The organism is Ideonella azotifigens, from assembly GCF_021043325.1.
Taxonomy (GTDB): domain Bacteria; phylum Pseudomonadota; class Gammaproteobacteria; order Burkholderiales; family Burkholderiaceae_C; genus Ideonella; species Ideonella azotifigens.
Genome location: NZ_JAJNKD010000014.1, coordinates 1 through 17,508, shown reverse-complemented (window position 1 = coordinate 17,508; position 17,508 = coordinate 1). Strand labels below are relative to the sequence as shown.

At 68.7% G+C, this 17,508-nt stretch carries 17 protein-coding genes; 8 read left to right on the top strand and 9 right to left on the bottom strand.

Annotation, left to right across the window (positions count from 1 at the left end):
- Positions 1 to 77: 77 nt before the first annotated feature.
- Positions 78 to 1,178, bottom strand: coding sequence for an LLM class flavin-dependent oxidoreductase (locus LRH25_RS23775; protein ID WP_231012504.1), 1,101 nt, complete (start codon positions 1,176 to 1,178; stop codon positions 78 to 80).
- Between the two features lie 165 nt (positions 1,179 to 1,343).
- Here LRH25_RS23775 and LRH25_RS23770 point away from each other — a divergent pair, with 165 nt between their 5' ends.
- Positions 1,344 to 2,555, top strand: a complete 1,212-nt coding sequence (locus LRH25_RS23770; protein WP_231012502.1) for an acyl-CoA dehydrogenase family protein — start codon at positions 1,344 to 1,346, stop codon at positions 2,553 to 2,555.
- A gap of 40 nt (positions 2,556 to 2,595) precedes the next feature.
- Here LRH25_RS23770 and LRH25_RS23765 read toward each other — a convergent pair whose 3' ends face one another.
- Positions 2,596 to 3,519, bottom strand: coding sequence for a LysR family transcriptional regulator (locus tag LRH25_RS23765; RefSeq protein WP_231012500.1), 924 nt, complete (start codon positions 3,517 to 3,519; stop codon positions 2,596 to 2,598).
- Positions 3,520 to 3,571: 52 nt separating this feature from the next.
- Here LRH25_RS23765 and LRH25_RS23760 point away from each other — a divergent pair, with 52 nt between their 5' ends.
- The 3 genes from LRH25_RS23760 to LRH25_RS23750 all read left to right on the top strand — a co-directional run bounded on the left by LRH25_RS23760 (position 3,572) and on the right by LRH25_RS23750 (position 6,807).
- Positions 3,572 to 4,177 (top strand): cysteine dioxygenase family protein, encoded by a 606-nt coding sequence (locus LRH25_RS23760; RefSeq protein WP_231012498.1) that lies wholly within the window; start codon positions 3,572 to 3,574, stop codon positions 4,175 to 4,177.
- Between the two features lie 42 nt (positions 4,178 to 4,219).
- The gene (locus LRH25_RS23755; protein ID WP_231012496.1) at positions 4,220 to 5,836 is read left to right on the top strand and encodes a rhodanese homology domain-containing protein; all 1,617 of its coding nucleotides are present in this window, start codon (positions 4,220 to 4,222) and stop codon (positions 5,834 to 5,836) included.
- Positions 5,837 to 6,043: 207 nt separating this feature from the next.
- A protein-coding gene (locus LRH25_RS23750; protein ID WP_141290700.1) for an IS5 family transposase occupies positions 6,044 to 6,807 on the top strand; the annotation gives its coding sequence in 2 pieces (ribosomal slippage) (positions 6,044 to 6,362 and positions 6,362 to 6,807; 765 coding nt in all).
- Between the two features lie 126 nt (positions 6,808 to 6,933).
- Here LRH25_RS23750 and LRH25_RS23745 read toward each other — a convergent pair.
- The 5 genes from LRH25_RS23745 to LRH25_RS23725 form a co-directional block, all read right to left on the bottom strand.
- Positions 6,934 to 8,253 carry a M12 family metallopeptidase gene (locus LRH25_RS23745; protein ID WP_141290702.1) on the bottom strand — a complete coding sequence of 440 codons (1,320 nt, stop codon included), beginning with the start codon at positions 8,251 to 8,253 and terminating at the stop codon, positions 6,934 to 6,936.
- A gap of 170 nt (positions 8,254 to 8,423) precedes the next feature.
- Complete coding sequence (locus LRH25_RS23740) at positions 8,424 to 9,584, bottom strand: c-type cytochrome (RefSeq protein ID WP_231012494.1); 1,161 nt, start codon at positions 9,582 to 9,584, stop codon at positions 8,424 to 8,426.
- 7 nt (positions 9,585 to 9,591) lie between these two features.
- Positions 9,592 to 10,404, bottom strand: a complete 813-nt coding sequence (locus LRH25_RS23735) for an ABC transporter ATP-binding protein (protein WP_231012492.1) — start codon at positions 10,402 to 10,404, stop codon at positions 9,592 to 9,594.
- A complete protein-coding gene (locus LRH25_RS23730) occupies positions 10,398 to 11,459 on the bottom strand; it encodes an ABC transporter permease (protein WP_231012690.1) in 1,062 nt (353 codons plus the stop codon). Before LRH25_RS23730 ends, LRH25_RS23735 begins: the two co-directional genes overlap by 7 nt.
- Positions 11,460 to 11,479: 20 nt before the next feature.
- On the bottom strand, positions 11,480 to 12,430 hold the full coding sequence (locus LRH25_RS23725) for an ABC transporter substrate-binding protein (protein WP_211361497.1): 951 nt from the start codon (positions 12,428 to 12,430) through the stop codon (positions 11,480 to 11,482).
- 312 nt (positions 12,431 to 12,742) lie between these two features.
- On the opposite strand from LRH25_RS23725, the gene LRH25_RS23720 reads away from it, so the two are divergent.
- The 4 genes from LRH25_RS23720 (at position 12,743) to LRH25_RS23705 (ending at position 15,803) form a co-directional block, all read left to right on the top strand.
- On the top strand, positions 12,743 to 13,717 hold the full coding sequence (locus LRH25_RS23720) for an aliphatic sulfonate ABC transporter substrate-binding protein (protein ID WP_141289644.1): 975 nt from the start codon (positions 12,743 to 12,745) through the stop codon (positions 13,715 to 13,717).
- Positions 13,718 to 13,793: 76 nt separating this feature from the next.
- Positions 13,794 to 14,021: an AbrB/MazE/SpoVT family DNA-binding domain-containing protein gene (locus tag LRH25_RS23715; protein WP_141289643.1), complete on the top strand. Its 228-nt coding sequence runs from the start codon at positions 13,794 to 13,796 to the stop codon at positions 14,019 to 14,021.
- A gap of 64 nt (positions 14,022 to 14,085) precedes the next feature.
- A complete protein-coding gene (locus tag LRH25_RS23710; protein ID WP_141289642.1) occupies positions 14,086 to 14,490 on the top strand; it encodes a type II toxin-antitoxin system VapC family toxin in 405 nt (134 codons plus the stop codon).
- Positions 14,491 to 14,750: 260 nt separating this feature from the next.
- Positions 14,751 to 15,803, top strand: a complete 1,053-nt coding sequence (locus tag LRH25_RS23705; protein ID WP_141289641.1) for a serine hydrolase domain-containing protein — start codon at positions 14,751 to 14,753, stop codon at positions 15,801 to 15,803.
- Here LRH25_RS23705 and LRH25_RS23700 read toward each other — a convergent pair.
- Together LRH25_RS23700 and LRH25_RS23695 are read right to left on the bottom strand one after the other, a co-directional pair.
- Positions 15,781 to 16,413, bottom strand: coding sequence for a 2-dehydro-3-deoxy-6-phosphogalactonate aldolase (locus LRH25_RS23700; RefSeq protein ID WP_231012491.1), 633 nt, complete (start codon positions 16,411 to 16,413; stop codon positions 15,781 to 15,783). The two genes, LRH25_RS23705 and LRH25_RS23700, sit on opposite strands and share 23 nt — an antisense overlap.
- A gap of 19 nt (positions 16,414 to 16,432) precedes the next feature.
- Positions 16,433 to 17,365 carry a 2-dehydro-3-deoxygalactonokinase gene (locus LRH25_RS23695; RefSeq protein WP_231012482.1) on the bottom strand — a complete coding sequence of 311 codons (933 nt, stop codon included), beginning with the start codon at positions 17,363 to 17,365 and terminating at the stop codon, positions 16,433 to 16,435.
- Positions 17,366 to 17,508 lie beyond the last annotated feature (143 nt).

Below are 17,508 nucleotides of genomic sequence, written 5' to 3'. Positions count from 1 at the left end.
CACTGGAGCACCCTCCGCTTCGCGGGTCCCTCCGAGAGGGACGCGAGCGCGCCCTTCGGGCGGCCGGGCGGGCGCACTCATGCCGCCTCCTTGTGCAAATCCTGCCCCCGCGCCTCGCGCTCGGCGGCCAGTTCACGCAGGCGCGGGATCAGCTCGCGGCCGTAGTCGAGTGCGTCTTCCAGCGGGTCGAAGCCGCGGATCAGCAGCGTGCCCACGCCCAGGTCGATGTAGCGCGCCAGCGCCTGCGCGACCTGCTCGGGCGTGCCAACCAGCGAGGTCGAGTTCGAGCGGCCGCCGGACTCGCGGGCGATGGCCGTCCACAGCCGCTCGTCGACCACGTCGCCGCGCTCGGCCGCGCTGAGCAGCCGGCGCGCGCCTTCGCTCTGCAGCGGCGTGCCCTGGCCGGCGCCGCTGGCCGCGCGCAGGCGGCGGGTCTCGGCCAGGATGGCGTCGGCCCGGGCCCAGGCCTTGGCTTCGGTGTCGGCAATGATGGGACGGAACGAAACCGAGAAGCGGACCTTGCGGCCATGCCGCGCCGCTTCGCCGCGCACCCGGCGGATCAGCTCGCCGGACTCGGCCAGCGGCTCGCCCCAGAGTGCATACGCGTCCGCGTGCTTGCCGGCCACGCGCAGCGCGGCTTCGCTGGCGCCGCCGAAGAAGATCGGGATGTGCGGCTGCTGCAGCGGCTTGATCTCTGAGAACGCATCTTCGTAGCGGTACAGCGCGCCTTCGTGGTTGAAGGGCTTGTCCGAGGTCCAGGTCTGGCGCAGCACCTGCAGGTATTCGTCGGTGCGGGCGTAGCGGCTGTCGTGGTCGAGGAAGTCGCCGTCGCGGCGCTGCTCGGCATCCGAGCCGCCGGAGATCACGTGCACCGCGAGCCGGCCGCCGGTGAAGTTTTCCAGCGTGGCCAGCTGGCGGGCCGCGAAGGCAGGGCCGATGAAGCCGGGCCGGTGCGCCAGCAGGAATTGCAGCTTGTCGGTGACCGACGCGGCGTAGGCAATGACCTGGCTGGCGTCCGGGCCGGTGGAGTGCTGCGCCACCAGCACCCGGTCGAAGCCGGCAGACTCATGGGCCTGGGCGAAACGGCGGGTGTAATCGCGGTCAATCACCGGGCCTCTCGGGGCGTGCGTCTCCGACTGGTGCTGCGTGCTGATCATGCCGATGATCTCGAGCGACATGGCGTCTCCTGAAGAAGGGTCTGGACAGGCCCCGGACGCTAGCCCCAGATCATGCGCACATCAAATGATGATTTCGAATGAACATGCTCATATCGCATGCTTGACCCGCCTCGCGCAGGCCTCTAGCCTGCGCAGCCAGCGTCACTCGTTTTCCCTGCAGTCGCCATGACCTTGCTCGCCGAACCGGCCCAATTCGCGCCCGACTCCCACGCCAAGGCGGCAACCCTCGCCAGCCGGGCCGCCGAGGTCGACCTGCAGGCGCTCAGCGCCGCGCTGGCCGCGACCAGTGCCGTGCATGACGCCGAAGCCAGCTTCCCACATGCCAACTTCGCGCTGCTGCAGCGCCACGGCCTGCTCGCGCTGACCGTGGCCGAGGCCGATGGCGGCGCCGGCGCCGGGCTGCAGCGGGCACGCGAGGTGATTGCCGCCGTCTCGCGCGGCGACCCGGCCACCGCGCTGGTGCTGACCATGCAGTACCTGCAGACGCGCGCGCTGTCCCACCCCGGCAACGGCTGGCCCGAGGCGCTGCGCCGGCAGGTGCTGCACAGCGTGGTGCACGACGGCGCGCTGCTGAACGCGCTGCGCGTGGAGCCCGAGTTGGGCACGCCCGCGCGCGGCGGGCTGCCGGCCACGGTGGCGCAGCGCTGCGCCGAAGGCTGGCGCGTGTCCGGCCACAAGCTCTACAGCACCGGCGTGGAAGGCCTGAGCTGGCTGGTGGTCTGGGGCCGCAGCGACGAAACCCCTGTGCGCACAGGCGCCTTCCTGGTGCCGCGCCAGGCACCCGGCGTGCGCATCGTCAAGACCTGGGACAGCCTGGGCCAGCGCGCCAGCGGCAGCCACGACGTGCTGCTGGAACAGGTGCTGATCCCCGCCTCGCATGCGCTGGAACTGCGCGAGCCGGCCGACTGGTCACGCGCACCGGACGCCGAGCAGCAGCACTGGATGCACGTGCTGCTGGGCGCGCTGTACGACGCGATTGCGCTCAACGCGCGCGACTGGCTGATCCACTTCCTGCGCACCCGCGCGCCCGCCAGCCTGGGCGCGCCGCTGGCCACGCTGCCACGGGCGCAGGAGGCGCTGGGCGAGATCGAGCTGCTGCTGCAGGCCAACCGGCTGCAGCTGGACGCCGCCGCACGCGACGGCGACGCCGGCCACCCCTGGTCCCCGGCCGACAGCGGGCTGCTGAAGACCGCCGTGACGCGCAACGCCATCGAGGTGGTGGAACGCGCGCTGAAGCTCACCGGCAACCACGGCATGGCGCGCGCCAACCCGCTGGAGCGCTACCACCGCGACGTGCTCTGCGGCCGCATCCACACGCCGCAGGAAGACAGCGCCTGCATCGCCGCTGGCCGCGCGGCGCTGCAGGCCGCCAGCTGAAGCCATGCCGACACCGCAGTACCGGATCGGCAACCTGGTTTCAGGCCCGGCGGCGCACCGCCGGCTTGGTGCCCAGCCCCATCACCTCGACCACATCGGCCGCGAAGCGCCGCAGCGGCGCCTCGAACTTGCCCAGCAGCCGCGCGTGCAGCAGCCACAGCGCCACGCGCGGCTGGAAGTCGGAAAGCGGCAGCACGTCCAGTTGCTCGCGCCAGGCGCTGGCCGTGAGCAAGGGCTCGGGCACCAGGCCCAGCCCCAGGCCTTCGGCCACCATTTGCAGCTGCAGCTCGCGGCCGAAGGTTTCCAGCCGGATGTCCATGGGCACGCCCTGCGCGGCCAGTGCGCGCTGCAGGCCGGCACGAAAACCGCAGCCGTCCGGGTTCAGCACCCAGCCTTGCGGCGCCACGTCAGCCAGCCGCAGCCTGGACTTGCGCGCGGCGCCACGCGGACCCACGACGACCAGCCGCACCGCCTCGCCCAGCGGCTCGCCCTGCACATCCCGCGGCAGCGCGTGGCCTTCGGGCAGCAGCACCACCGCACCGTCGAGCTCGGCATGCACCAGGCGCTGCACGATCTGCCCGGCCCAGCCGACGGAAACCTGCACCGTGAGCTCGGGCGTGGCCTCGCGCAGCCGGGCCAGCGCAACCGGCAGCACCAAGTCACCCAGGCCCTGCGTGAGCCCCAGGCGCAGGCTGCCGGAAGGCCGCGTGTCCAGCGCCACCAGCGCGCGCAGCGCGGTGACCTCGCGCAACACGGCGCGGCACTGCGCATGCACCTCGCGGCCCATCGCATTGACGCGCGGCGGCTTGACGTTGCGGTCCAGCAGTGCCACGCCCAGCGCCTCTTCCAGGTTCTGCACCCGGCGGGTGATGGTGGGTTGCGTCAGCTGAAGCGACTCGGCCGCCGCGCTGATGGACTGCATGCGAACCACGGCAACAAAGGCTTCGAGGTCTTCTAACTTCATGTGGCATCAGCATGAAAGAGGCGTTGCATCATAACGAGACGGAGCGTTGAAAATGACTTCCACCGAGCTGCCGAACCCGCGCCCGCTTTGCGAATTCATCGCCGCATTGACGCGGCTGGCCGAGCGCCGCCTGCCCGAGCCTGCAATGCTGGCCGAGGCCAGGCCGCTGCTGGCCGGGCTGGTCAGCCACGACGACTGGCTGCCGCCCGAGCTGGCCGAGCCGGACCCGGTGCGCTACCGCCAGTTCCTGCTCTACGCCGACCCGCTGGGCCGCTTCTCCATCGTCAGCTTCGTCTGGGGCCCGGGCCAGGCCACGCCGGTGCACGACCACACCGTCTGGGGCCTGATCGGCATGCTGCGCGGCGACGAGGAGTCGCAGGGCTACGTGCTGGACGACGCTGGCACCGCCCGCCCCAGCGGCGAGCCGGTGCGGCTCAGCCCAGGCCAGGTCGAGGCCGTGTCGCCCACGCTGGGCGACGTGCACCGCGTGCGCAACCTGCACGCGGACCGCACCTCCGTCAGCATCCACGTCTATGGCGCCAACATCGGCGCGGTGCGGCGCTCGGTCTACCCCGCCGAAGGGGGCCGCAAGCCATTTGTCTCCGGCTACTCCAACGGCTGGCTGCCCAATCTCTGGGACGTGTCCAAAGAACACTGATGCTTTCCGAATCCCATCCAAAAACTGCCCCGAAAGCCCCGCATGCCCGCTGACCACGCCCTGCCCCTGACCTCTCCCGAAGCCGTGCGCGAAGCGCTGCGCGCCGGCCGCGAGATCGCGTTGATCGACGTGCGCGAGGAAGACCCGTTCGCCCAGGCGCACCCGCTGTTTGCCGCGCAGCTGAGCCTGTCGCGGGTGGAGATGGACGCACCGTGGCGGCTGCCTCGCCGCGAGGTGCCCGTGGTGCTCTATGACGACCAGGGCGGCAGCCTGGCCTTGCCGGTGGCCGCGAAGCTCAAGGCCCTGGGCTACACCCAGGTCTCGCTGCTGGCCGACGGGCTGGACGGCTGGCGGCGCAGCGGCGGCGAGCTGTTCCGGGACGTGAACGTGCCCAGCAAGTCCTTCGGCGAACTGGTGGAGCACGAGCGGCACACGCCTTCGCTGGCGGCCGAAGAGGTAAAGGCGCTACTGGACCAGGGCGCCAACATGGTGGTGCTGGACGCGCGCCGCTTCGATGAATACCAGACCATGAGCATTCCCAGCGGCATCAGCGTGCCGGGCGCCGAACTGGCGCTGCGGGTGCGCACGCTGGCGCCCGATCCAACGACGCAGGTCATCGTCAACTGCGCCGGCCGCACGCGCAGCCTGATCGGCACCCAGTCGCTGATCAACGCTGGCATTCCCAACCCGGTGGCCGCCCTGCGCAACGGCACCATTGGCTGGACCCTGGCCGGCTTCGAACTGGCGCATGGCGAAGCCAGGCAGGCCGGCCCGGTGGACCGCAGCAACCGCGCCGCAGCCCGCGATGCCGCACAGGCACTGGCCGCGCGCGCAGGCGTGCAGCGGCTGGACGAAGCGGCGCTGCTGGCACCGGACCCGCTGGGCCGCACCGTCTACCGCTACGACGTGCGCTCGCCCGAGGAATTCGCCGCCGGCCACCTGCCCGGCTTTGGCAGCGCGCCGGGCGGCCAGCTGGTGCAGGAGACCGACGTGTTCGCGCCGGTGCGCGGCGCGCGCATCGTGCTGGTGGACGACGACGGCGTGCGCGCGCCCATGACCGCGCACTGGCTGGCCCAGATGGGCTGGGACGTGGCCTATGTGGCCGACGTTTCACCCACACGCTTTGCGCACCGCAGCCCCTGGCCGCCCAAGACACCGTCGCCCGCCGTGCAAAGCATCAGCGTGGCTGAACTGGCCCAGGCGCTGCCCGAAGGCCGCACCGTGGTGATCGACCTCACGGCCAGCGCACGCCATGTGCAGCGCCACATTCCCGGCGCCTGGTGGGCCCTGCGCGCCGAGCTGCCGGCCGTGCTGCCGCAGATCGCCGCAGCGCTGCCGCAACCGCCCAGCCGCATCGTGCTGACCTGCGGCAGCAGCGAGCTGGCGCGCTTTGCCGCCGCCGACCTGGCGCGCGAAACGGACACGCCAGTGCTGGTGCTCGAAGGCGGCAACACCGCCTGGTTCACCGCCGGCCAGCCGGCCGAAACCGGCACCCAGCGCCTGGCCAGCCCCCGCACCGACCGCTACCGCCGCCCGTATGAGGGCACCGACAACCCGCGCGAAGCGATGCAGGCTTACCTGGACTGGGAGTACGGCCTGGTGGCCCAGCTGGCGAGCGATGGCACGCACGGCTTCAAGGTGCTGGGGCCGGCGAGCTGAAACCAGGCACCTCAATGTGGCACGCCGGCGCGCGCAAAGCGCACCAGCGCCAGTTCCATGCTGCGGTCAAGACGTCCAGTCAGTTGCAGCAAGGGTTTGGGCAGGGTCACGCGGCGGGCAACCCGACTGGCTGCTTTGCCCACCACACATTGCCTAGGGCGTGTTAACACTATTGATCCGTGATCGCTGGGCCGGCAAACTGCAGGCATGGAGATCACGCCAGAGCAATTCGCCAGGATCGAGCACTGCCTGCCCACTCAACGCGGCAACGTCAGCTTGAGCAACCTGCAGGTCGTCAATGCCATCCTGTACGTGGCCGAGCACGGCTGCAAGTGGCGAGGCCTGCCCAAACGCTTCGGCAACTGGCACACGATCTACACCCGCATGAATCGTTGGACCAAGGCAGGAGTTCTTGATCGGATGTTCGAAGAGCTTCAGAAGGCACAGGTCGTGCGTATCAAGATCGAGGCCGTGTCCCTGGATTCCACGAGCATCAAGGTCCACCCGGATGGCACGGGTGCGCTCAAAAAAACGGCCCCCAAGCCATCGGTAAGTCCCGCGGCGGATGGAACACCAAGATTCATATGGTTGCCGCGGATGCTCGAACGGCCATAACGTTCGCACTGTCGCCAGGTCAAACTGGCGATGGCCCGATGGGCCGCGAACTATTGGCCAGCCTGGGGCCACCGAACAGGCCACTTCACTTGCTGATGGACAGGGCCTACGCGGGCAACGAGACGATCCAACTTGCGCTGGACTTCGGCTACGTTCCGGTCGTTCCGCCGCCCACAACGCGGCTGGATCCCTGGGAGTACGACCGAGAGATGTACAAGCGCCGCAATGAAGTCGAGCGCCTGTTCCGCAGGCTCAAGGGTTACCGCCGGATCTTCTCCCGCTTCGAGAAGCTTGACATCATGTTCCTTGGCTTCATCAGCTTTGTGCTTGTCGCCGATGGGCTCCGGATGTGTTAACACGCCCTAGTCCGGCAAGATGCCAAGCCTGCAACCAACGCAGCAACAAGCCACCGATGCAACTAATGGAGGCAGACACCAGTCCGAACGCTCATAGAGCGTCGCAGCGCAGCACGGCCGCACCGATCAACGCGAGACACCAACAGTCACTGTATCGGTCATGACGCGACCCAACGTATCAGTGACTGTCAAGTCATACTGGAACGTCCCCGATCGTTGATTCGGCGCCAGCGTGACGCTGGTATTTGCTGTGGGGCCTGTGAAGCTGCCTAGCGGGTTTCCTGGACACGGTGGATATTGGCATGAATTGGCTGTCCAGGTACTCGGCTTCCAACTGTACTTTGCGATCGAGGCACCGCCGACGGCTTGGCTAGCCGATCCGTCCAGATTGATCTTGACGGTTACCGGATTTGAGGAGGCGACTGTGCTACTTATGTGCTGGTCGGCTCCAGCATACACGTAAGGTCGGTCAGCCTGCGCGCTAGCGTAGAGACCGTTGACCATGGCGATGTCGCCAGCGCTGAGTCCAGAACGCTGCCCAATGTTGTTCCACGTCGCTGTGCCTTCGTTGTAAGCGACAAACACCTGGCATGAGACCGGCTGCAATGCGTGCATGGTTTCCAGGTAGGCTGGCGGATTGGAAAATGCCAAAGGACCATAGTGCATTGCCGAGCAATAGTCGTAGCCGCCGAACATGGCACCGTCTGATGTGTGCTTGTCGAAATTGCTGATGTATGTAGGTATGGCATTGGCGGTGTTAACGGTGATGTAGCTGTCCCGATCACCGCGCGATTGCTCATGCCAGGCACCAATCGCATGCAACAACTCGTGCGTGGCCACGGAGGCGCCATCGATGCCCGCCTCGTTCGTGTTGATGCTGACGGTTTGCAGGCCGCCGACCCGACCGACAGCTGAGCTTCCGCCGAGATTCGGGTCAGTGATGCCATAGAAGCTAACCATGTCATAGATGGTCTGGGAATCGTTTGGCTTGAACGAGGCCGCATAGCTGAGCGTGCGCGAGAAGCGCACACGGGTGTGCAGCGAAATATGGCGCATCGCGTAGAACGCGTCCGCATAGACATTCGAGCTGGACAAGTTGGGCTGGGTATACACGACAACACCACTTGGCCAGCGGCTCTTGTTGGTCACGTAGATGCCTTCGGCGTGGACGCGATCGGTCGATGGCCGCTGGAGAATGTCCTCTGTACGCCCGAGCACGATGTCGCCTTCCAGCACAGCTTGGCCGTCGCGGTCTTCGAACGTGATTTCTTCAACCGGACCATCATCGAAAGCGTAATAGCCCTTTCGCATCTTGGCGGGTACGGTTGCCGCATTTGTTTTATCGGCGTCAGCGGTAGCGGCCGCCGCTGTTGGGGAATCCCCACCGCCGCCGCAGGCGGCAAGCATAGCCAGGGCTGCAATGGCCCCGAAATCGCGTTTTTTCATTCATTTCTCCCTGAAGGGGTTATCACGTCATGCGATCTGCGTGACCGCCGCGCAATATAAACGACTCAGGCTTGTCCAGCGAGGGCGTCAGATCGCTGGCACGCAGTCACTGTAGTTTCGGAGCGCCGGAGACGACTCAAGGTGTTGCCAGCGTTCTGACAAGAGGTATTTCAATGCGGCACGCCGGCACGCACAAAGCGCACCGGTTCCTGATCCATGCGGGCGATCAAGCCGTCCAGCGCGTCGCCGGGCATGGGTGCAGCCTTCGTAGCGTCGTCCGCGCGGCAGACCAGGTCGTCCGCTCGCCAACCCGCCTGGCCGGGCGCCGAGCGCGCGCGCAGCCAACCCTCGCGGTCGGCGATGAACTGCGTGCCTGCCAGCGCCTCGGGCGCCACGCCGGCGATGCGTGCGAAGGCGATCCAGGCGTCCGCGCCCGTGGCTTCGCAGCCCGCAGCCGGCCGCGAGTCACCGGGCGCGCGCAGCGCAATGGTCACGAAGCGCGGGTCCTCGCGCAGCGCGGTGGCCGCATCGGCCGCGACCAGCCGCGGGCGCTGGCCGGTCCAGCTGCGCAGTGGCCGCGGCGGGCCGCCGTCGCAGTGTACCGGCAGGTCCGGCAGCGCCACCGGCTGGGCCCACACGCCGCGCTCGCGCAGTGCCTGGCCGGCCGCCTGCGCCTGCAGGTAGTCCAGCACCTGCCAAGCCTGCGCGGTGCTCAGCGTACCGGCAAAGGCCGGCATGGTTTGGCGCTGCTGCTTGTCCTTGAGGCCCTGCAACACCCGCCGCAGGAGTTCACCCTCGCGCCGCCGGCCCAGCAGGCCGCTGTTGAGGTCTGGCGGCCACATCGCCAGGCTCGCAGCGCGCGGGCCGTCGCCACTGCCTTCGCTGCCATGGCAGGCCACGCAATGCTGGCGGTACAGCGACTCGCCCTGCACGATGGCGGCGGCGCTGAAGGCATGGGGCGAGGACTGGAAGCTGGTCGGCACCGCGTCGGCCAGCAGCAGGCTGCGCTCGCCCCAGGGCGCCAGCGTGAACACCAGCAACGCGGCCAGCGCCGCAGCCGTCCACACCGGCCGGCGGCCGCGCCGCCAGGCCAGGCCGAGCAACAGCAGCAGCATGGCCAGCAGCGCGACCGCCACCGTCAACAGCAGCGAGCGGGCCAGCGCACGGTCGATCGCCAGCAGCTCGATGGCCAGCCGGCTCGCCCAGGGCCAGGCGGGCTGGCCGTCCTGCTCGCCCACCAGGCCCAGCGCATGCAAGGCCTGCAGCAGGCCGCGCTGGCCCTGGTCCAGCGCCTGCAGCCAGCGCAGCAGCCAGTCGCCGCTGGAACTCAAGCGCCGGTCACCAGGTCGCGTCCAGCCCCAGTGCGCGCAGGGCCTGGTGGCGCAGCGTGGCCAGGCGCGCGTCACCGCGGTGGCGCGGGTACGGCAGGTCCACCACGATCTCGGCCACCTGCCGCGCCGGCCGCTGGCTCAGCACCACCACGCGCTGGGCGAGGAACAGTGCCTCTTCCACGTCGTGGGTGACCAGCAGCACCGAGAAGCGCTGGCGTTGCCACAGCTCGGACAGCTCGCCCTGCATGGTCAGGCGCGTCAATGAATCCAGCTTGCCCAGCGGTTCGTCCAGCACCAGCAGGCTGGGGTCGTTGACCAGTGCGCGGGCCAGCGCCACGCGCTGCGCCATGCCGCCCGAGAGCGCATGCGGGTGCGCGCCAGCGAACTCGGTCAGGCCCACCAGCGCCAGCGCCTGATCCACGCGGCCACGCTGCTCGCGCAGCACGCCACGCGCCTGCAGGCCCAGCGCCACGTTGTCCCACACGGTGCGCCAGGGGTAGAGCGTCGGGTCCTGGAAGACGACGATGCGCGACGGGTCCGGCCGCGTGATGGGCTGGCCGTCCTGCGTCAGGCGGCCGATGCTCGCCGGCTCCAGCCCGGCAACCAGGCGCAGCAGCGTGGACTTGCCGCAGCCGCTGGGGCCCAGCAGCGCGACGAACTCGCCAGGCGCCACGCTGAGGTCGATGCCGTCCAGCACCGGCAACGCCGGCTTGCCGCCGTGGCCAGGAAAGCGGTGGCTGACGCCCTCGATGCCGATGCGGGCGCCGCGCGCGGGCGATGTGTCGGCCACGGGCGCAATGTCGATCACGGCGTTCACCATTTGACGGTGCCTTTCTGCCAGGAGAGCGCCCGGTCCCGCACCGCAAACAGCAACGTGATGAGGCCGGAGCACAGCAGCGCCATGACGATCAGCGCGGCGTACATGTTGGTGTAGGCCGCCCAGCCCTGGGCCCAGCTGAGGTACCAGCCCAGCCCGGCTTTCACGCCCATCATCTCGGCCGTGACCAGGATGGAAAACGACGCACCCAGGCCCATGAACAGGCCGACGAAGACCTGCGGCAGCGCAGCCGGGATGGCCACGCGCAGCACCAGGAACCATTCGGATGCACCCAGCGTGCGGGCCACGTCGTAGTACTGCTTGTTGACGCTGGCCACACCCGACCAGGTCAGCACCGCGACCGGGAAACCGGTGGCCAGCGCGATCAGGAACACGGCCGCGGCGTGGCTGGACGGGAAGAAGAAAAATGCCAGCGGCAGCAGCGCCGAAGCCGGGATGGGCCCGACAAAGCGGATCACCGGATGCACCCAGTAGCCCACCTGGCGCGACCAGCCGATGGACACGCCGACCAGGAAGCCCACCGCCGCGCCAATGCTCACGCCCTGCACCAGCAGCAGGGCAGAGTGCCAGGTGCTTTCGCCCAGGCGCTTCCAGTCGTCGATGTAGACCTCGGCCAGGCTTTGCGGCGGCGCGAAGAAGGGCGTGGGCAGCACGGCCAGCTTGGCCGTCAACACCTGCCACAAGCCCAGCAGCAAGGGCAGCGCGACCAGCCACGGCCCGGCCACGCGCCAGCGACTGGCCCTGGCCGGATTCAGGCCCACGACGGCCAGCAGCAGCACGCCGACCGCGCCGGCCAGGAGGCCGAACTCGCGGGTGTAAGCCCAGTCCGAAAAGCCGCTGACCTGGTTGGGCCACAGCAGCGTGAGCGCCGCCAGGCCGCCCCAGGCCAGTGCGGCGAGCAGGCCCACGCGCCAGCGCCCGGCAGCCGGCAGCGCCGGCTCGGTGGCCGGTAGGGAGGTCGGCTTCGCGGGCGTGGCCGAAGCGGCCGTCGAAGAGGTGCCTGAAGGCCCCGGCAGGCCATAGAACTGATCCAACATGCGCAGCAGTGCCATGGCGCTCAGCCCAGTGCGTTGTAGTAGACGTGCTGCGCGAAGCGGGCCGGGTCGGTGCTCTGCTTGAGCACGCCGACCGAGCGGAAGTCGTTGGCGTAGAACTCGATTTCCTTTTGCAGGTCCTGCGCCACCGGATGGTGGCGGTGCGTCAGCGTGCCCAGCAGCTTGCGCAGGTCTTCGGCAGCGACGTTGGGCGCGTGCTTGTGGAAGATCTCGGCGGTCTCGTTCGGGTTGTCGGCCACGAAGTCCGAGGCCTGCACGATGGCCCGCACCAGGCCGGCCACCACCGGCTTCTCCTTGCGCACCAGCTCGCCGCGGGCGCCGATGATGCAGCAGGTCTTGTCGGCGTATTCGCCCGAGAGGTTGGTGGCCAGCTCGGTGTAGATGCCGGGCGAGCGTTTCTCCAACAGGTAGAGGTTGGGGTCGCCGTCGGCAATCGCCTGGATCTCGCCCTTGTCCACCGCCACGCCCAAGAGGTCGGCCGGGTACTGGCGCCAGTTCACGTCGCGCTCGGCGTCGATGCCGTTCTTGGCCAGCAGGATGGCGAAGAAGTTCTTGCCGGGGCTGGCCAGGTCGCTCACGCCGATGGTCTTGCCCTTGAGCTTCTTCAGGTCGGTGACGCCAGCGGTCTTCGCGCCGATCAAGCGCACGCAGCCGCCGTGCGAGCTGCCGACGATCTTCACGTCGAAGCCGGCCTCCAGCGGTTTCAGCCAGCGGTGGATCATGCCGACCGCGGCGTCTGCCTTGCCAGTGGCCAGCGACTCCAGCAACTGATCGGTCGAGCCGGTGTAGTTGACCAGCTCCACCTGCAGACCGTTGCGCTCGAAGTAGCCGCGCTCCAGCGCCACCAGCACGGGCGAGAGGCAGAAGGCGTTGGCGTTCCACGCGAAGGTCAGCTTGCGCGGTGCGCTCCAGGCGTGGCGGCTCAGCAACCCCAGCGAAGCGGCAGCCGCCATCGCGGTGCCGCCGCCGATCAGGCGCCGGCGCGGCAGCGTGACAAGGCCGGGTTTGGGTTCGACTGGGTTCACGGGCACTCCCTGCAGGTCATTGAAACAGTGCATGAAGTTAACCAATGATCATGCCGATTGGAAATGATGATGCGACGCTTGGATATGCGTTTCGGCGCGGTCACTGGCTCGCTTCCCTCGTGGCTGCGCCCTGTCCGCTCGGTGGCGGCATATCGATCTGACGATTGGTTCGTTCGGCCGCCGCCTGCGCGCACCTAGGCTGGCGCGCTGTTTGTTGTTCGCCGCTGTTGCCGAGGTGCCATGTCCCACGATTCCCCTGCCCTGTCCCGTCGCCAACTGCTGCAGGCCGCCGGGCTTGCGGCATTGCCACTGGCCTCATTGCCAACACTGGCGGCCGAGCCCGAGAAGCTGCGCATCGGCTACCAGAAGTCGTCCACGCTGACGATCTTCCTGAAGTCGCGCAACACGCTGGAGCAGGCGCTGGCCGCGCAGAACGTGCAAGTCTCGTGGCACGAGTTCAGCTCCGGTCTGCCGCTGCTGGAAGCGCTGAACGTCGGCGCCATCGACCTCAGTGCGGATGTGGCCGATGCGGTGCCACCGTTCGCGCTGGCCGCCGGCGCGAAGCTGACGTATTACGCGATCGAAACGCCCTCGCCCACCGCGCAGGCCATCGTCGTGAAGAAGGATTCGCCGCTGACCAGCGTGGCCCAGCTGAAGGGCCAGAAGGTGGCTTTCGCCAAGGGGGCGGGCGCACACTTCCTGCTGCTCGAAGCCCTGTCCCAGGCCGGGCTGACGTTCAAGGACATCGAGCCGGCCTACCTCAGCCCGGCCGACGGCCGCGCCGCGTTCGAAAACGGCAGCGTCGCCGCCTGGGTCGTGTGGGACCCGTTCCTCGCCGCAGTGCAGCGCCAGTCCGGCGCCAAGGTGCTGGTCGACGGCACCAGGCTCTCCAGCTACCGCCGCTTCTACCTCGCCGCCACGCCCTTCGCCCAGCGCCGTCCCGACGTGCTCGCCGCCGTTTACCGCGAGCTGCAGCGCGCCGGCGACTGGATCAAGCAGAACCCCAAGCCAGCCGCCGAATGGCAGGGCCCGCTGATCGGCCTGGACGCCGCCACGGTAGAGGCCGCCAACCTCCGCCGCAGCTACAAGGTCCAGCCCGTGGACGCCGAATCCCTCGCCGAACAACAACGCATCGCCGATGCGTTCACGCAGGCACAGGTGCTGCCGCGCAAGGTCAGCATTGCGGAGTCGCCGGTGTGGCGGCCGGCGGCCTGACACCGGTTGAAGCACGCTTGCTTCACTCGGCCATCGGTATTACGATGTTTGATAACGTAATACCGGGAGGCACGCAGTGGCCGAGCCAACAACGTTGACCAGCAAAGGGCAAGTCACGGTGCCGCGGGAGATCCGCGAGCGGCTGGGCCTGCGTTCCGGGGACAAGATGATCTTCACGCTGCTAAGCGATGGCACGGTCGTCATGCGGCCCAAGAATCGCAGCGTCGCCGACGTGGCCGGCCTGCTGCAGCGGCCGGGGCAGCCGACCGTTGCCGTGGAGGACATGAACCCGTTCAAGGCATGAGCGCCACTGCACGGTCTGCTGCTGCGTACCTCTTGGCGGAACCTGCGAAGCGGGGCTTGTACCTGTGAGTGTCGCGATCAATACCAACGTGCTGGTGCGCTTGCTGGTTCGCGATGACGAAGTGCAGTTTGCGGCCGCACTGCGGCTGGTGACGGCCGAAGCCGCCGCCGGCACGCCGGTTCTGATCCTGCTGTGCACGCTGCTGGAAACCGAGTGGGTGCTGCGCAGTCGCATGAAGCTGGATCGTGTGGTCATCGCCGACGTCTTCGTCAAGTTGCTCGAATCGACCGATTTCAGCTTCGAGCATGTGCCCACCGTGGAGGAAGCGCTGTACCTGTGGAGCCATCATGCATCAGCTGACTTCGCGAATTGCCTGCAGAAAGCCCGCGCCGCACAACTCGGCCGGCTGCAGTTCATGACCTTCGACGTGGGCGCTTCCAAGCTGCCCGGCGCTCTGCTGTTGCGGTGAAGGCGAGGCCACTCCAAAACGCTCGCAGGTGTAGATCGCCGGGTCGCTGAGCACCGCGAACATCGCTTCGGCGTGCTCAGCAGTCCGCGGTTCCAGCATGAGCTTGGCGCTGGTGACGGTGCGCATCTAGGGCGCCGGGAACGAGGGTGGCTGCATGTCGCGAATGCGAAAGGCGGGCTTGCCCGGAGGCGTCATCGAAACGCGCCATGATGCCTGCTCGGACGGCGCCCCGCCGTCCGGCTTACAGGAACGGGTGAGCGATGCGCTGGAACAGGGTGATCAAGGCAGCTGCTGCGGCAGCACTGTGGCTGGACCTGGCGGGGTGCCAGAGCGTGCCGCCGGAAGCGCCGCTGCTGGCCCAGGTGCTGCAGCGCTGGGATGAAGAGCCGCACCACGACCTGCGCAGCGTGGTCGTGATGCACCAGGGCCGCATCGTCGCCGAGCGGTATTTCAACGGCGAGACGGCGGAGACGCTGCATGACGTGCGCTCGGCCGGCAAGAGCGTGACCTCGCTGCTGGTGGCGATGGCGGTGGACCAAGGGAAGATTCGCAGCCTGGCCGATCCGGTGCAAGCCTACTGGACGGCGGCCAAGGGCAGTGCGATTGGCGACGTGGCGTTGAGCGATGTGCTGACGATGCGCTCGGGCCTCGCAGCCTTTGACGAGGACCCGGTCTCAGCTGGCCAGGAGGACAAGCTGGACGATGCCGCCGACCCGCTGGGCTTTGCGTTGGGCGTGCCGCGTGCAGACCCACCGGGGACGGTCTATCGCTACAACTCCTTGACGGCGTATGTCGCAGGGCTGGTCGTCGAACAGGCGAGCGGCCTGCCCTTGCGGGACTTCGCGCGGGTGAACCTGTTCGAACCGCTGGGCATTCGGCAGTGGCGCTGGGATGCCGATGTGGCGGGCCACACCAAGGGCCAGGGCAACCTGTGGCTGACCGCCCGCGGCATGGCGGCGCTGGGTGAGCTGGTGCGCAACAAGGGCGAGTACCAGGGCCGGCGTGTGATCAGCGAGGACGGCGTCGCGCAGATGCTGCAGCCGCGCGTTGCCATCTCGACGGTCGACCCGTATGCCGATGGCTACGGCTACTTCTGGTACTTCAAGGCCATGCCCGTGGGCGAGCGGCGGCTGCCGGTGTGGTTCGCCTCGGGCAATGGCGGCAACAAGGTCTACGTGCTGCCGGAGCAGGCGCTGGTGGTGACGGTGGCCTCCAGCGCCTACGGGCGCGGCTACGGCCAGCGGCGCTCGCAGGAGATCCTGCACGCCGTGTTGACCGCCCTGCCCGAGCTCAGCGGCCCCAGGCCTCGATGAAGGCTTTGGCGGAGGCGGCCAGGGCTTCCAGCGAGGTGTCTGGCTTGAAGAGGGCGCCGCCAATGCCAAAGCCGGTGGCGCCAGCCTTGCGCCAGCCGGCCAGGCTTTCCGGCGTGATGCCACCGACGGGCCAGAGTGCGGTGCCGGGCGGCAGGATGCTGGCGATGGCCTGCAAGCCGGCGGGCGGCATGGCTTCTGCCGGGAAGATCTTCAGTGCGTAGGCACCGGCGCGCAGTGCGGCATAGGCCTCGCTGGCCGTGAAGATGCCGGGCACGCTGTAGCAGCCCAGTTCCACGGCGCGGGTCACGACCGCGGCATCGAAGTGCGGCGAGACCATCAGCCGGGCGCCGGTGGCGGCCACGGCTTCTACCTGGGCCACCGTGGTCACCGTGCCCGCGCCGACGCAGGTACCGGCCGGCTTCATGGCCTGCAGCAGCGAGATGGCTTCCAGCGCACCGGGGCGGTTCAGCGGCACTTCGAGGGCGCGGAAGCCGGCGTCGAACAGCACCTGGCCAACGGCGGTGGCGCGCTCGGGCTGCAGGCCGCGCAGGATGGCCACCAGCGGTGGCGTGGGCGGCCAGGCCGCAGCAGTGCTTGTCGGGGTGCTCATGACGGGCGTCCTCGTGGCTTCAATCGGAATGGGCTTGGAAGGCTTGCCAGGCGGCGAGTTGCACGGCCTTGGCCGAAAGTGACTCGACGCTGTGGCCGAGCTGGGTGGCAGCGCGTTCGTGCAGCACCGCCAGCGCGGGCTCGCCGATCACGCGCACCGGGCCGCCGGAAAGCGCGCCCAGGCGGGCCTGGTCGTGCCACTCGGCGCCGATCAACAGGCCGCTGACATAGGCCGCGGCGGCGGCGGCGGGCATCGCGCCGGTGACCACGCGGGCGCGGGCGCCGAACAGCGTGTGGCTGAGCACGCCTTCCGCCGCATCGGCCACGCCGGCGGCAAAGGCTTGTGGATCGGGTTCAGCGTCAGCCGGGGCGGCCTGCATCGCGGCCGACAAGGTGCCTTGCTGGCGCAGCAGCGCAAACAGCTCGCCGCTCATGCAGGTGCGCAGCGACCGGATGCGGCCGCCTTGCAGCTGCACCCATTTGCTGTGCGTGCCGGGCAGCACGTAGCAGCCATCATCGGCCGCGGGCCCCAGCAGTTGCAGGGCGCCCAGCAGCTGGGTTTCTTCGCCGCGCATCACGTCGACCTGGCCGCGCTCGCCGCGCCAGCGCAGGCCGGGCACCAGGCGCCAGTCGCGGCCTGCTGCGGCGCCCTGCACCGGCACCGCATGCGCGGGCAATTCACGCAGCGGCTCGGCTGCGTCCAGGTAAGGCACTTCCTGCCAGCCCAGCGCCGAGCCAACCATGCCTGCCATGACGACGGGGGTGTCGACGGCCAGGTCGGGCCATGCGGCCAGCAACTCATCCAGCGCGGCGCCAAAGCGGCCGGCGCTGGCCAGTGCGCCCTGCGCGTCGTGCTGCTGCGCGAGCAGCTCACCATTAGCGCCCAGCAGGCTGGCGCGGCGGTGCGTGGTACCCCAGTCGATGCCGATGAAGGAGGAAGCGGAAGCAGTCATCGTTGGCTTGAAGAACTCCAAGAGAAAAAGGGGCCGCACGCGGCGGCCCCTCGCGAGCGGATCAGGCCCGGATCAGAACCACCATTCGATCTGGGCGCCGAAGCTGTTGCCCGAGGTCTTGTCGTCGAAGGCGGTCTGGCCGG

Bases quoted from the DNA above. Each gene is read 5' to 3' on its own strand.
- LRH25_RS23720 (WP_141289644.1), top strand. From the start codon at position 12,743: ATGTCCCACGATTCCCCTGCCCTGTCCCGTCGCCAACTGCTGCAGGCC.
- LRH25_RS23725 (WP_211361497.1), bottom strand. From the start codon at position 12,430: ATGGCGGCTGCCGCTTCGCTGGGGTTGCTGAGCCGCCACGCCTGGAGC.
- LRH25_RS23705 (WP_141289641.1), top strand. From the start codon at position 14,751: ATGCGCTGGAACAGGGTGATCAAGGCAGCTGCTGCGGCAGCACTGTGG.
- LRH25_RS23735 (WP_231012492.1), bottom strand. From the start codon at position 10,404: ATGGTGAACGCCGTGATCGACATTGCGCCCGTGGCCGACACATCGCCC.
- LRH25_RS23755 (WP_231012496.1), top strand. From the start codon at position 4,220: ATGCCCGCTGACCACGCCCTGCCCCTGACCTCTCCCGAAGCCGTGCGC.
- LRH25_RS23745 (WP_141290702.1), bottom strand. From the start codon at position 8,253: ATGAAAAAACGCGATTTCGGGGCCATTGCAGCCCTGGCTATGCTTGCC.
- LRH25_RS23760 (WP_231012498.1), top strand. From the start codon at position 3,572: ATGACTTCCACCGAGCTGCCGAACCCGCGCCCGCTTTGCGAATTCATC.
- LRH25_RS23695 (WP_231012482.1), bottom strand. From the start codon at position 17,365: ATGACTGCTTCCGCTTCCTCCTTCATCGGCATCGACTGGGGTACCACG.
- LRH25_RS23765 (WP_231012500.1), bottom strand. From the start codon at position 3,519: ATGAAGTTAGAAGACCTCGAAGCCTTTGTTGCCGTGGTTCGCATGCAG.
- LRH25_RS23770 (WP_231012502.1), top strand. From the start codon at position 1,344: ATGACCTTGCTCGCCGAACCGGCCCAATTCGCGCCCGACTCCCACGCC.
- LRH25_RS23730 (WP_231012690.1), bottom strand. From the start codon at position 11,459: ATGTTGGATCAGTTCTATGGCCTGCCGGGGCCTTCAGGCACCTCTTCG.
- LRH25_RS23775 (WP_231012504.1), bottom strand. From the start codon at position 1,178: ATGTCGCTCGAGATCATCGGCATGATCAGCACGCAGCACCAGTCGGAG.
- LRH25_RS23700 (WP_231012491.1), bottom strand. From the start codon at position 16,413: ATGAGCACCCCGACAAGCACTGCTGCGGCCTGGCCGCCCACGCCACCG.